This window comes from Tissierellales bacterium, assembly GCA_035301805.1.
Classification (GTDB): domain Bacteria; phylum Bacillota; class Clostridia; order Tissierellales; family DATGTQ01; genus DATGTQ01.
In genome coordinates, this window is sequence record DATGTQ010000257.1 from 1 (window position 1) to 14,065 (window position 14,065).

General features: G+C 29.2%; 14 protein-coding genes. All 14 read right to left on the reverse strand.

Going from position 1 to position 14,065, the window contains the following annotated elements; translation table 11 throughout:
* On the reverse strand, window positions 1–302 hold a 302-nt coding region (locus VK071_12630; protein HLR36157.1), incomplete at its 3' end, for a zinc ABC transporter substrate-binding protein.
* A gap of 318 nt (window positions 303–620) precedes the next feature.
* Window positions 621–1,436 (reverse strand): ATP-dependent Clp protease proteolytic subunit, encoded by an 816-nt coding sequence (locus VK071_12635; GenBank protein HLR36158.1) that lies wholly within the window; start codon window positions 1,434–1,436, stop codon window positions 621–623.
* A 31-nt stretch (window positions 1,437–1,467) separates the two neighbouring features.
* Window positions 1,468–2,130: a rhomboid family intramembrane serine protease gene (locus VK071_12640; GenBank protein HLR36159.1), complete on the reverse strand. Its 663-nt coding sequence runs from the start codon at window positions 2,128–2,130 to the stop codon at window positions 1,468–1,470.
* A 126-nt stretch (window positions 2,131–2,256) separates the two neighbouring features.
* A complete protein-coding gene (locus VK071_12645; GenBank protein ID HLR36160.1) occupies window positions 2,257–3,426 on the reverse strand; it encodes an iron-containing alcohol dehydrogenase in 1,170 nt (389 codons plus the stop codon).
* Window positions 3,427–3,451: 25 nt separating this feature from the next.
* The gene (gene tsaA, locus VK071_12650) at window positions 3,452–3,856 is read right to left on the reverse strand and encodes a tRNA (N6-threonylcarbamoyladenosine(37)-N6)-methyltransferase TrmO (protein ID HLR36161.1); all 405 of its coding nucleotides are present in this window, start codon (window positions 3,854–3,856) and stop codon (window positions 3,452–3,454) included.
* A gap of 116 nt (window positions 3,857–3,972) precedes the next feature.
* Entirely contained in the window at window positions 3,973–4,890 is a 918-nt protein-coding gene (locus VK071_12655) for an LCP family protein (protein HLR36162.1), read from the reverse strand.
* 106 nt (window positions 4,891–4,996) lie between these two features.
* A complete protein-coding gene (locus VK071_12660; GenBank protein ID HLR36163.1) occupies window positions 4,997–6,469 on the reverse strand; it encodes a hypothetical protein in 1,473 nt (490 codons plus the stop codon).
* Complete coding sequence (locus VK071_12665) at window positions 6,466–7,866, reverse strand: HAMP domain-containing sensor histidine kinase (GenBank protein ID HLR36164.1); 1,401 nt, start codon at window positions 7,864–7,866, stop codon at window positions 6,466–6,468. The genes VK071_12660 and VK071_12665 overlap by 4 nt, the downstream gene beginning before the upstream one ends.
* Entirely contained in the window at window positions 7,863–8,570 is a 708-nt protein-coding gene (locus VK071_12670) for a response regulator transcription factor (GenBank protein HLR36165.1), read from the reverse strand. The genes VK071_12665 and VK071_12670 overlap by 4 nt, the downstream gene beginning before the upstream one ends.
* A gap of 41 nt (window positions 8,571–8,611) precedes the next feature.
* Window positions 8,612–9,559, reverse strand: coding sequence for a polysaccharide deacetylase family protein (locus VK071_12675; GenBank protein HLR36166.1), 948 nt, complete (start codon window positions 9,557–9,559; stop codon window positions 8,612–8,614).
* A 149-nt stretch (window positions 9,560–9,708) separates the two neighbouring features.
* The gene (locus VK071_12680; GenBank protein ID HLR36167.1) at window positions 9,709–10,029 is read right to left on the reverse strand and encodes a hypothetical protein; all 321 of its coding nucleotides are present in this window, start codon (window positions 10,027–10,029) and stop codon (window positions 9,709–9,711) included.
* Window positions 10,030–10,101: 72 nt separating this feature from the next.
* The gene (locus tag VK071_12685; GenBank protein HLR36168.1) at window positions 10,102–11,832 is read right to left on the reverse strand and encodes an ABC transporter ATP-binding protein; all 1,731 of its coding nucleotides are present in this window, start codon (window positions 11,830–11,832) and stop codon (window positions 10,102–10,104) included.
* A 3-nt stretch (window positions 11,833–11,835) separates the two neighbouring features.
* The gene (locus tag VK071_12690) at window positions 11,836–12,279 is read right to left on the reverse strand and encodes a MarR family transcriptional regulator (GenBank protein HLR36169.1); all 444 of its coding nucleotides are present in this window, start codon (window positions 12,277–12,279) and stop codon (window positions 11,836–11,838) included.
* A 191-nt stretch (window positions 12,280–12,470) separates the two neighbouring features.
* A partial coding sequence (locus VK071_12695) for a hypothetical protein (GenBank protein HLR36170.1) occupies window positions 12,471–14,065 on the reverse strand: 1,595 nt, incomplete at its 5' end.

Sequence of the window (14,065 nt, forward strand, 5' to 3'; positions counted from 1 at the left end):
GGCTCCATATATTCTCCTGTATAAATAAAGACATCCGCCTTCTTTATTTTGCTAATATCCTGTGGAGTAGGTTCATAGGAATGGGCTTCTACTCCTGGTGGAAGTAATAGGTCAATTTCCCCTTTATCCTTTACAATTTCCCTTGTAAAATCATATTGAGGAAATAAAGTTGTAATAATTTGTATTTTTTCTTTACCTTCTTTATTATTTGCAGATTCTTTTGTAACTGAATTACAGCCAATTACTAAACCTAATATCAATATCAATATAGTTATACTAATTAAAAATTTCCCTTTTTCCATAAATACCCTCCTCAATTCATGGTAACCATTTCTAAATACTATAAACACGTTCTTTATGATTTATTTCCAAAACAACGTTTAATATTCACAATTGCAAATGCAAATCATTAGCAACTAGTTTTTTTCTAAAAAACCCCCTTAACAAAAACGTTAAGGGCTTTTTTGCAAAAATGCTACCTTTCATTTATTTTAATAAAAGTATATATAACTTATTATATTTAGTCAATTAATGAATTAAACTTGAGAAAATTTCATGTAAACACCCATGGTTAGGGATATATTTTTTGCTTTATTAGGAAGGTCATCTTGTGGCCTCCCTTATTTTTGTTCTTCTTTATGCCTAGACCCATATTCTACTCCTGAAGTATTTCTAACTGGCTGTGGGAATAAATTCATAAGCTCGTATATTTCGTTTGGAACATCTGTATTTACATTAAGTCCTAAATTTTTTGCTATATCTACATTAATGGGAAAGTCATGAGTCCAACGACCTTGAGTTAATGTTTTTGCTATATTCTTTTTTTCTTCTAATGGGTGCCAGTCTGGTAATAAGCCTAATATACAATTTTCCAATTGATTTATAGCTTTCTGCGATATATCTGCTAATATAAGGGTTTCATCATCGATATCCCTAATATCTTTCTGTTTTAGCACATTGACAATAGACGGTGCTGGATATTGACTTATTTGTGGATCTACTGGTCCTAACATTGAATGTTCTCCCATAACTATTTCATCTGCCGCTAAAGCAATTAAGGTACCACCAGACATAGCATAATGTGGAACATATACTGTAACTTTACCTTTATGCTTTCTTAAAGCACTAGCTATCTGAAGAGATGCTAAAGCAAGACCTCCAGGCGTATGCAATATTATATCTATTGGCACATCTGGATCAGTCATTTGTATTGCACCTATAATTCGTTCTGAATCATTAATATCTATATATCGCATAACAGGTAAGCCTAATAAACTTACAGTTTCTTGGCGGTGTATAAGGGTTATAACTCTAGATTTATTTCTTTTTTCTATTTTAGATATAAGCTTTTGTCTAGACCCTTTTAAAACTCCCTGCTTTATAGCAGGTTCTAAGACTGAAACAAATATAAATAGCATAAATATATACCAAAACATTTAACACAACTCCCTTTCATTTTCATTATTTTTACCAATAATCCTCTTTCTTAACAAACTTTTTATATAAAAATACTCCACCTAAAAACCCAAAAATATGTGCCCACCATGCTACACCACCTAAAGCTTCCCCATGAAATCCTGACATAAGACCTGAACGAACCTGAGTAACGAACCATATTAATAAAAATATTGGTGCTGGTAAACGAATAAAAAATGGAATAAAAGGAACTAAGGTTACAATTCTAGAGTGGGGAAACATTAAAAAATATGCTCCCATGATTCCAGCAATAGCTCCTGATGCTCCAACTGTTGGCAAATTAGACATTGGATTGGATAAAAAATGAGCAAAACCTGCTATAAAACCAGTTAAAATATAGAATAAAAAAAATCTAAAGGATCCCATTTCATCCTCTACATTATCACCAAATAACCATAAAGACCACATATTACTAAGTAGGTGCAAAAAGTCCCCATGTAAAAACATACTGGTGAATAAAGGAATATAAGCCTTCGGATTTAATAAATTATTTAAAAACCTTACAGGTATGAAAGAGTACTCCATTACTATATTTAAACCTTCTTCATATGGAAGCAATATTTGATTGAAAAAAATTACAGCATTTATTATTATAATTGATATTGTAGCCATTGGCTTTTTTTGACTTGGTATTGTATCTCTAATTGGAACCATAGAAACCCCGCCTTCTGTTTTTCAATTATATTTATTATATCTTAAATTCTAATATATATCATATATACCCTTAATTCCTATATAAGAAAAGGGTAATATACTTTTCAGCATATTACCCTTTTATTTTTATAGTGACATCTTATATATTTCTAACACATCTTCATATTTTAATGGTTTAAAATTGCCTACTTCTCCATCCTTGTGGTCAATGGCCGCTTGAGCCATTTTTTCTAGATTTTCTTCTCCTATTCCTACATCTTTTAGACTCATTGGTATTCCAAGAGATTGAAAATATTCTTTAGTTCTGTCTATAGCTTCATGGGCTATGTCATATTTATCTTTTGATTCATCAATTCCCCATACATTTACACCGTATTGTATAAATTTATCTACCCTTTCATCATCTAATACATATTCCATCCATGGAGGTGTAAGTATCGCTAATCCTACACCATGGGTTATATCATAATAGGCAGATAATTCATGCTCTATAGGATGTACACTCCATACTGTATCTTTTCCATAGGATAAAAGACCATTTATTGCAAGGCTTGATGCCCACATTATATTAGCCCTGGCTTCATAATTTTCTGGTTCATCAACTACTTTTTTTCCATATTCAATACAAGTTTTAAGTACTCCTTCTGCTAATCTATCTTGAAGGTAGGCCCCTTCTGGCATAGTAAAATAGTTTTCAAAGGTATGGCTCATTATATCTGCTACCCCTGCTGCTGTTTGATTTGCTGGCAAGGTAAAGGTATAAGTAGGATCTAGTATGGAAAACTTAGGTGCCATAGATGGATGACCAAAACCTAATTTTTGATTAGTGTCCAAATTAGATATAACTGCTCCCGCATTCATTTCTGACCCTGTAGCTGCCATAGTAAGTATGGTTCCTATTGGAAGAGCCTTAGTTATTTCTGCCTTACCTATTACTAAATCCCATGGATCTCCTTCATAATAATAACTAGTAGCTATGGCCTTTGAGCAATCTATGGTGCTACCTCCACCTATGGGTAGAATAAAATCTATATTATTTTCTTTACAGATTTTAATTCCTTCCCTGACACTAGTTACTCTAGGGTTAGGTTCAATGCCTCCTAATTCCCAAAATTCAATGTTATTTTCTTTTAGTATTTCAGTAGCTTTATCATATATACCATTTTTCTTTATACTTCCTCCACCATAGGTTAAGAGAACTTTAGAACCGTATTTTTTTATTTCATCTCCTAGTACTTCAATTTGTCCTTTACCAAAAAAAATTTCTGTTGGTATTGAATAATCAAAATTTAACATTTAATCATCTCCCGTTTTAAATAAATTATTCTGGATTTAACTTGGAACTATAAGGCTTAATATCTAATATAGGGGTATTATCTAACATATCAACACCTTGAAATCCTAGTTTGTTTTTCTCTACTCTTGTAAATTTTACAATAGACATACCTATCCCATTAGGCCTATTAGGTGATCTGGTAGAAAAAACTCCAGTCATTTTATTAGTTTTATGAGATACTACCTTCAAAGGCGTCTTCTTAGATTCATGGAAATAGAATAATATTATTCCATAACTACCTACCATAATATCTTCAATTCCTTCTTCATATTCAGGTAATATTTCAATAATTCCCTTTTTATCCTCAGCTAAAATACTTTGTTTCGGTATTTCTTTCTTTTCCTTAAATGGAGATCTAATATAGCCAATAGGCTCCATTATAATATTCACAATATCCCTCCTTTAAATACCATTTACTTAAACTTTCAGTATTTTTTATATATACCCATTTTAACCAAAAAGGATAATACAAAATATAATGTATTATCCTTTTTGCTATTTATAAACTATTCTTCATATATAAATTTATGGATATCTTCTGTTGTAGCTTCTAAATCCGTAACAAGATACCATATATCACCTATATATTGCCCCTTACTATTTTCATCTTTTGGAAATCTAGTTTGTTCTAAAGTTTTAATATTATTAGTTATTCCATATGTACCTAATTTTACGATTTCCATTTTGGAAAGGCTTGTCTCCACATATGGGAAGAGACTATCTACAAGCTCTGGATATCTACTCATCTTAACAGTTCTTCCTTTTTCAAACAATTCACTTATTACTCTTCTTTGTCTCTCAGTTCTTTCATAGTCCCCATGACCTATATTTCTTATTCTAGTATAGGCAAGAGCTTGTTCGCCATTTAAATGGTTGGAGCCAGCACCATTAATCTTGCTACCACTAATATTTTTATTTATTTCATCTACTTCAGCCACGTTTAAATCTACATCTACACCGCCTACAGCGTTGACAAGCTTTTCAAAACTATCAAAATTTACAAATGCGTAATCTCTTATATCTAGGTCAAAATTTTCATTTAATGTTCTTATTGCTAATTCTGGACCACCATGAGCATAAGCATGATTAAGCTTTGTTTTCCCATGGCCATGGATCTCAACATATGTGTCTCTCATAATAGAAGCTAATTTTATTTTCTTATGAGTCTTATCAATACTTAAAATCATTATAGCATCTGAACGGGATACTTCTTCATCTGTTCTTCCATCACCACCAAATAAGGCAATATTAATTACTCCCTTATCTTTTTCACTATCTTCACCTGACTTTATACCTAATTCTTCATCCTTATTAGTTATTTTTACAGTTTTAATATCATTTAAATAGGAATAGCCATATAGAAATATTCCAAGTATTATGGCGAATATCACTGATATTATTATGATATTCCTTTTTTTCTTCATTCAGGATTTCCCACCTTTCTTATATGAGCTTTATACTTGTTTTAACTTACTAGTATAGTATACTATATATTTTCATAATTTCACATCAACTCTTTAATTAAAACTTTTATTCCAAGGTTTCTATTTCCTTCACATCATTTTTAAGGAACACATCTTCCCACACATTAACGTATCTTCCTATTGCCCATTCGGCCATAACTACTTCCTCATCACTGTTTAAACTGACCTTTCCAAGGGGCTCTTTTGCAAGTTCCCCATTATTAATGGGATATATGGCCATATATTTATGGGTTATAATAACGGCTATATCATCATTAGGCGATGTATAAGCATCTATTACTTCTGGAATTTTCATTTTAATTCCATTCCAAGGTATTGAAAGTTCATCATAGTAGACTAATTCCATTGGTGGAACAGCCTTTATATTAAAATCGGTAAAATCCTGTTTCCCATTTTCTTCATAACTTATTCTTCCCTTCAATATCCAATGCCCATTTTTTCTAGTTAGTCCAAAGTTTTCTTCATTATTTTTTCTTTTTATTTCATTGTCCTTTTTAACCTTAGACAAGGCTTTTCCTTTTCCAGCCCCTTCTAGAAAAGCTGCTTTAAGATTTTCTCCCCCAACATCTGAAATTTTTATTGGTTTCCTTGAATCAAAATTATCAATAATATAAGTTTGTAGATTTGCCCTACCTTTAGCATTAGATTCTATATTTTCAATAGAAATATAATCATTTCCCACATATCTAATTATTTGAGTATCAAAATCTACTTCACTTTGTAATTTTATCGATTTATCTAGATGTTCTTTAGTATAAGGGTAAGCATAAATATTATTGTCAGTTACTACTTTCCAGAACCCTGTTTTTCTAGGAAGAAGTATATTTTCTATCTCATATATATCCTTTAAACTTTTATTATGGCTATGTATCCAAATGGTCCTATACTTCCAAGGTCCCTCATCCTTATTCTCAGTTTCTTGGTTATAATATCTTAAGCCTAATAATAAACCAGTCCTTAAAATATCATCAGATTCTTTTAAGGACCCTCCTGGTATTTCTTCTCTCTCCCTTTTATATTTTTCAATTACCTTAGTATCAACCTCGTCTGATAATTTAGACAAGAAGAAAAATACACCCTCTATATTAATTATAATATTTTTATCATCTTTTTTTATAATTTCATAATAAAGCTGTTCTTTACTAGCAATACTTATTATTTGTATTTGTTCATCTTCAATTTCCAAAAATTCTGGATTTATTTTATAATGATAAAATAAATAGTCTGAAGCATTTACATTCTTCACTTTATAAGTAGGTTCTAAGGAAAATCTATCTTCTACACCAACTATATCATTATAAAAAAACACCTTCTTACCCATAAATTTTTCAATATCTTTATCTAATATATTGGTTCCATTACCTATTTTATATTTTTCTACTTTCCACTCTCCTGTAATAGGGGGAGTAATATTATTTGGTGCAGCTATTTTTTCAAAATTTTCTACATTCTCAATGCCACAAGATGTAAGAACTAAAATTAGAAAAACAGATATAAGTATTAGACTTAATCTTCTCATACTATTTTTTCCTCCTCTATAGGCAATTTTACAAATACTTTTGTGCCTATACCCTTTTCACTTTCTATAACTAATTGACCATTGTGAAGACTTACTATTTCATCACAAATAGACAAGCCTAATCCACTAGATGCACTACTATTATCCCCTTTATAAAACTTCTCTTTAATATACGGAAGCTCTTCCCTGGGTATTCCAAGGCCATTATCCTTCACATATATTTCTATGAACCCATCTTTATAATCTGCGGAAAAAATAACTTCCCCCTCTTCCGAAGTGTATTTAAAAGCATTGTCAATAAGATTAATTAAAACTTGTTTTATTCTATTTTCATCCGCTATAATAATAGGTATATTTTTATTGCAATTTACTTTAAAATCAATCTTATTAGCTTTGGCCCTTGGCATTAACTGTTTTCCTATTTGATTAACAGTATCTTTAATATCTATTTCTTCTTTAGTTAAAGTTATTCTCCCAGATATAAACTTAGAAAAATCCAATAAATCTTCTACCATTAAGGTTAGTCTATCACTTTCTTTCTCTATAATGTCTAATCCATCCTTGAGTAATTGATCATCATTTAACTCATCGGATTTCAATGTTATTGCCCAACCCTTAATAGAAGTTAAGGGTGTTCTTAATTCATGAGATATAGAAGATATAAAGTCATTTTTTAACTGCTCTTTTTCCAATAATTCTTTCGCCATATAATTTAATGTATCTGATAACTTTCCTATTTCATCATTAAATCTTTTTTTACTTCTTACTTTTAATTGTCCACTAGCCATTTTTTCTGCTACATCAGTAACCTCTTTCAAAGGTTTAACTATTGTATTTGCTAAAAATAGGCTAACTATTGCGGATATAAAGATAACTATTATGCCAATTAAAATAAATATTTTTGAAATGTTTTTAATACTTCTATTAGTTTCTCTTAGGGAAGTAATAAATCTAATTATACCAATGTTTTTTCCATCTGATTTAATAGGATAGGATACTGCCATAACTGGTTCTGTATCATATCCTACATCTCCTATCCAAGTTCCCTTTCCTCCATTTAAAGCCTTTTTCACATCTATTGTATCTATCCTTTTAGGGTTGTTTACACCAATCGAATCCATTAAAACATAACCATGTAAATTTAAAATTTGAACTTGAGCATTAGTTTGCTGCCAAAAAACATCTATATCGTCTATAACTATATCTTCCAAAGAAGATGTAGAAAAATATCTTGAATAAAAATCAGAAGAAAATTTTATTTGATTAGACATCATATCTTCAATATTTTTATAATAATATCTTTTCACTGCATTAACTAAGAACATTTCTAATATTAAAACTGTAATAACTATAACTAATATAAAATTTCCTGCTAATCTTTTTTTAATACTTTTCATTTCCTCCACCTATATCCAATTCCCCATACTGTTTCAATAAACTGTGGATCGCTAGAATTATCTTCTATTTTAGCTCTTATACGTCTAATATTTACATCAACAATTTTAGTATCACCTATAAAATCATAACCCCATACTAAATTAAGGATTTCATCTCTACCGAAAGCTCTTCCCGGGCTTTCTATAAAAAGTTTTATTACAGAGTATTCTGTAGGAGTTAAATCCACTTCTTTATTATTTTTATAAAACTTTCTAGAATAAAGATCTATTTTAAAGGGATCATAATTTATTATATTTTCTTCTGCTTCTTCTTTTGATTTATTCGTATTCATCCTTCTAATTAAAGATCTAACTCTTAAAACTAATTCTAATGGGTTAAAAGGCTTGATCATATAATCATCCGTCCCATATTCCAAACCCATTATTTTATCTATATCCTGACTTTTGGCTGTCAACATTATTATTCCTATTTCAGGGAATTCTTCTCTTAAAATCTTACAAACCTTATAACCATCTATTCCCGGTAACATTATATCTAACACTACTACATCTATCTTTTCAATTCGTGCCGTTTCTATACATTCTTCTCCCGTAGCTGCTTCTAAAACTCTATAGCCACTTCTTTCTAAGTTTATTTTTGTAAACTTTCTAATAGATTCCTCGTCTTCTACAACAAGAATTGTATTACCTTCATTATTAGACATTTCCATCACCTCAAATTAAATATACACTAATTATAACATTTCTAATTGAGGACACGAAATTCATAACCTTCATTTTTCAAATACTCTATAATTTCAGGAAGAGCAGATGCTGTAGTTTGTTTTGTCCCCAAATCATGCATAAGGACTATAACTTCATCCTTACCTTTAGAAGTATTTTTTAACTTCTGAACTAATCTATCTTTAGGTATATGGTGACCTTCTGCATCTCCTGTTAGAGCATTCCAATCTATAGATTTATAGCCTTTCTTTTCAATGGCTCTGTTATAAGGTGATTTCTTTTCTCCATAGGACCCACCAGGCAGTCTTGCTAATTTCACTTCAAAATCCGAACCTAAAATATCCTTTAATATATCTTCATTTTTTTTCATATCTATTAAAAAATTATTTAAATTACTATATAGATATTTATAATTATGAGAATATGAATGATTGCCAATTGCATGTCCTTCCGAATAAGCTCTTTTAATAATATCTCTATTGTCTTCTGCAGCTATACCTGTAACAAAAAATGTTGCTTTCACATCATACTCTCTAAGAATGTCCAATATTTGAGGTGTCACATTTCTAGATGGCCCATCATCAAAAGTTAAGTAGGCAATTTTTTCTTTTTTTGCAGATCCCTTTTTTTCTCCTTGACCAGATTTATTTTCACTTTCTTTTTTATTTTTTTCTTCTTTCATCTTTTCTTTATTTTTTTTATTTTCTTTTTTGTTTTCTGCTTCTTTGTTTTTCTTTTGCTCCAGCTTTTCTTTTTCTTCTTTCTTTTTCTCTATCTCCTTTTTTTCCTCCTTTTTTACTTTTTCTTTTACTTCTTCTACTCCTTTTACTTCTGATTTTTTTAACTCTTCATTATTAGGCTTATCCAACATTTTACTAGCTAATACTTCACCAATTTTTATGCCAGAGAATAGTATAATAACAGAGAATATTATGACAAAAACTGTAAACCTTTTTTTATAAATTCTCATTCATGTCACCTCATATCTATTTATGTCGTTCTGTCTTATATATAGATTATTATATAATAGTTCTTTATTCGTTACAAAAAAGTGAATATAAAGTTACGTTTATGTAACATTTAAAATAAAAAATAAGCCCTTAGGCTTTAATTTTAATTCTAAGGGGTATAAGGGTATGTTCTTCTTAATAATTCTGATATAAGGATAATAGAAATGAAATCTCTTATAAGTTTTTCCCTACCATAATAATACCTTTTATTAGCTCTACTATATCTAGGCCCCCTACTTCTTCTTTCAACTGGATCTTTATCAATTTCAGGATATAGATTTATTACATGAATATATACTTCATTAATCATTTCTTCTACAAAGCCTTGAGCTAGATTATCTATTCCATTATGTAGGTTTTTATTTATTACTTCTATTACCTTTGGATATACTTGATAGTATAGATCTGGGTAATTAAAATCATAGTCCATAACAAAACCTCCCTTTGTCTATTCTCAATTCTATTACTATAATATGAAAAAGGAGGCTGTTATGTTCCTTACTTATGCAAAAACTTCCTCATTAAATTGTGAACGATATAAATCTGAATAGATCCCACCTTCTTCTAATAGTTCACTATGGGCACCTTTTTCCTCTATCCCCTTATTTGTTAACACTATTATTTCATCTGCATTTTTAATAGTGGATAATCTATGAGCTATTATTAAAGTGGTTCTTCCTTGAGACAATTCATCTAAGGATTCCTGTATTATTTGTTCTGTTTCATTATCTAAAGAAGAGGTTGCCTCATCTAATATTAGAATAGATGGATTCTTTAAAAACACTCTTGCAATAGAAATTCTTTGTTTTTGTCCTCCAGATAACATTACACCTTTTTCTCCAATAAATGTGTTATAGCCATTAGGTAGTTCCATAATAAAATCATGAACACTTGCCTTTTTTGCTGCTTCTATTATTTCTTCATCTGAAGCAGAAGGGCTTCCATATAATATATTTTCTTTTATAGTGCCTGTAAATAAAAATACATCTTGTTGTACTAAGCCTATATTTTCCCTTAAAGATTTTAATTTCACATCTTTAATATTTATATTATCTATAAAAATTTCCCCTTCATTTATTTCATAAAATCTAGGTATTAAATGACATAAAGTAGTCTTTCCAGCACCAGATGGTCCTACAATAGCAACGGTCTTTCCTTGTTCAATATTTAGGTTTATATTATGCAATACTGTATTTTCACCATTTTCATAGCTGAAAGATACTTCATCAAATTTAATTCCACCTTCTACATCTTTAAATTCTATTGCATCTTCTTTATCTACTATATCTGGTTTTATCTTCATAATTTCATAGAATCTTTCAAATCCTGTCATTCCATCTTGATATTGTTGGGCAAATTGGGTCAATCTTCTAATAGGTTGTAAAAAGAAATTTACATATAGTAAATAAGCTACTAAATCACCCATAGATATGATTTGTTTATGAACAAAAACTCCACCTAAACTTATAACTATTAAATTTAATATATTAGACATAAAATTAATACCTGAAGTAAATTCTGCCATAGCTTTATAAGACCATTCTCTGGCTACTCTAAATTGCTCATTACCTCTATGGAACTTTTCTACTTCATATTCTTCATTAGTAAAGGATTTTGCAACTCTAATACCTGAAATACTATTTTCTAATTGAGAGTTAACATCAGCAATTTTTACCCTTACTTGCCTAAAGGATTCGGCCATTTTTTCTCTCTTAGACATACCGAACCAAATCATAATAGGGATAAAAGTAAATATTATTAGTGTCAATCTCCATTCAATTCTTACTAATATAATAAATGAACCAGCAAGCATAACTAAAGATATGAATAAGTCCTCCGGACCATGGTGGGCCAGTTCTGTTATATCCCTTAAATCATTAACTATTCTAGACATTATATTTCCTGTTCTGTTTTCGTCGAAATAACTAAAGGACAATGTTTGTATATGTTCAAATATATCCTTTCGCATGTCCGCTTCCATTCTAGTTCCTAGAACATGTCCCCAATAATCTACAATATATTGGCTAATATATCTTATAATATATAAAATAAACATGATAATAGTCCATTTAGTTAAAAGATCCATTCTCCCAGCAGGTATTATTTTATCAATAAAATTTCTAGATACCATAGGAAAAACTAAATCTAGTGCAGAAACTAAAAATGCAAAAAACATATCTATTATAAATAATTTTTTATGAGGTTTGTAATAAGATATAAAGTTTTTAAACAATATTTATTCCTCCTTACTTAAGTTATTATACAAAGTTTCTAAGTTGATAATTAAATTATCTATACTTTCTTCACTCATAGAATTTAAAGCCTTTAAAACAGACTTATTTCTTCTCTCTTTTTTTATAGTGCATACTAATTTTTTCCCCTTTGGCGAAACTATAACTCTTGTAACTCTCCTATCTACAGAATCAGATTTTCTTTCTACTAATTGTTTTTCTTCTAATCTAGATATTTTTTCTGACATGGTATTTTGAGCATTACAATATTTTTTAGCTATTTCTCCAATAGTAGGGGGCCTTTCTAGCATATTTAAATAAAATAATAAATGATATTGCTCTATAGTTAGGCCATAATTTTGTGCTAGTTCATGACCTTTTCTATGAATAATCCTATCAGCTTTTCTAATATATGTTGCGACAAGTTCAGCCTTTTCCTCTAAATCCATAACATCCACATCCTATTTCATTTTCAAAAGTATCGCGAAGCGATATTTAAGGTACACGAACATTATACAGGACTTTTATACTTATTTCAACTATTATAATTATATAAAAGCCTCAACAATTTACATACCCTAACTGCCAGGGCTATAACATAGTTTATTTTTAATAAAAAAACTAGGGTAAATCCTTTACCCTAGTCTAATATATATAGATTCATGAGATTTACTATTAAGTACTGAAGTAAATAAACAAAAGCAATAATCCCCGTATCATTGGAAAAGAAAGCTACAATTCCAGTTATTAAAAACACTGTATATTCTTTTTTAATAACTGGCCTTTTATAATCTATGTTATGATAATATCTTTTATGCTTTTCCCAAAAGTTTTTTATTAATAAAATTTGAGTTACTAATACTATGTTCCAAGGTGGTATTATAACCATGAAAGCTATTTCTTTTAATTTTAATCCTATCATATCTAAAAATTCTTTTTTCCCTAAAAATTTCATTCTATAAATTAAATTTCCTGCATGGCTTCTATCTATGCTGTTTATATCAAAATACATATTAAAAAACAATATTATAAAGCCTAGAACTCCAAGTATAATTACATTTTTAAAGCTTAATTTTCTATTTAATAGTCCTAAGTAAATCATTGTTAATAGCAATATAATGGCAGTAAAGAATCCGCCCGTATTTGCTCCAAATTTCACTGATAAAACCAGTATATTAAGGGAAAAGTAAACTAATAATAAAATGTCTTTTAAAATTTTTCTATTAACTCGATTAACAATGCTAAAATAACTTATTATAGATGTAGCTAGTAAAACTGCCATTGCACCATTGTTAAATCCATAATATCTAGCACCATAAATTAAATTATCATAGCCTATATAGGAATTGTAAATGAATTTAGGATAAAATATTATTCCTATTACCATTAAAATATAGGTTATAGTTGATACAGTCCCTACAGGATTTAACTTTTTAGTAGTTATAAACAATGAAATAGGATAACTAAACATTAAAATAATAGCTAAATATAGAAAAACATTTCTATTTAAAGTAGTAAATCCTAATAAAAAGGACATAAGAATATTTATAATTACAAAATTATAATATAGTAAAATATCATTAAATTTATCTTTTCTATTCTTAATAAAGTAGTATGTACAAAGTGCTTGTATATAATAGGCTATTCCATGTAAAGCATAAGTAATCCAGGTTAAATTGACTGTTTCTTTAAAGAAATTTTTTGTAAACTCCAAAGGATTTTCGTTAGTAATTGAAGTAATTCTTTTCCCTATAGCCGTTCTACTACTTTCATTATAAATAGATAAAATTTCTGGAAATATATCTAAACTTGTAATTAAACCTTCTCGTCTTGTTGAAGAACTGGTTAAAACCCCTCCCATTTTTCCTGATTCTTTATATACTATAGGTACTAAGGATCTATTTACAATATTTAGCATACCTTGCATTTCTTTAGGGACTTCCTTTGGAAAAACAATGAAATTTACACTTTCATAACCTTCTATATAATCATTAAGAACCTTAAACTTTTCCCTGCTTCCATCTATTTGATAGGACATAATTAATATATTTGAATCTTTTAGATAAAAATTAGTTTTTTCCTTTAACCATTCTTCATTGTATTCTATTGAAATTTCACCATTTCTAATAGAACCAGATTTATTGGCAGCTAAAATTGCCGATGAATCATTTCCAATATAGGATATTCCTTCATCCCCTAATTTTTCACCTAATAGATCTACCTCGGGACTAATAT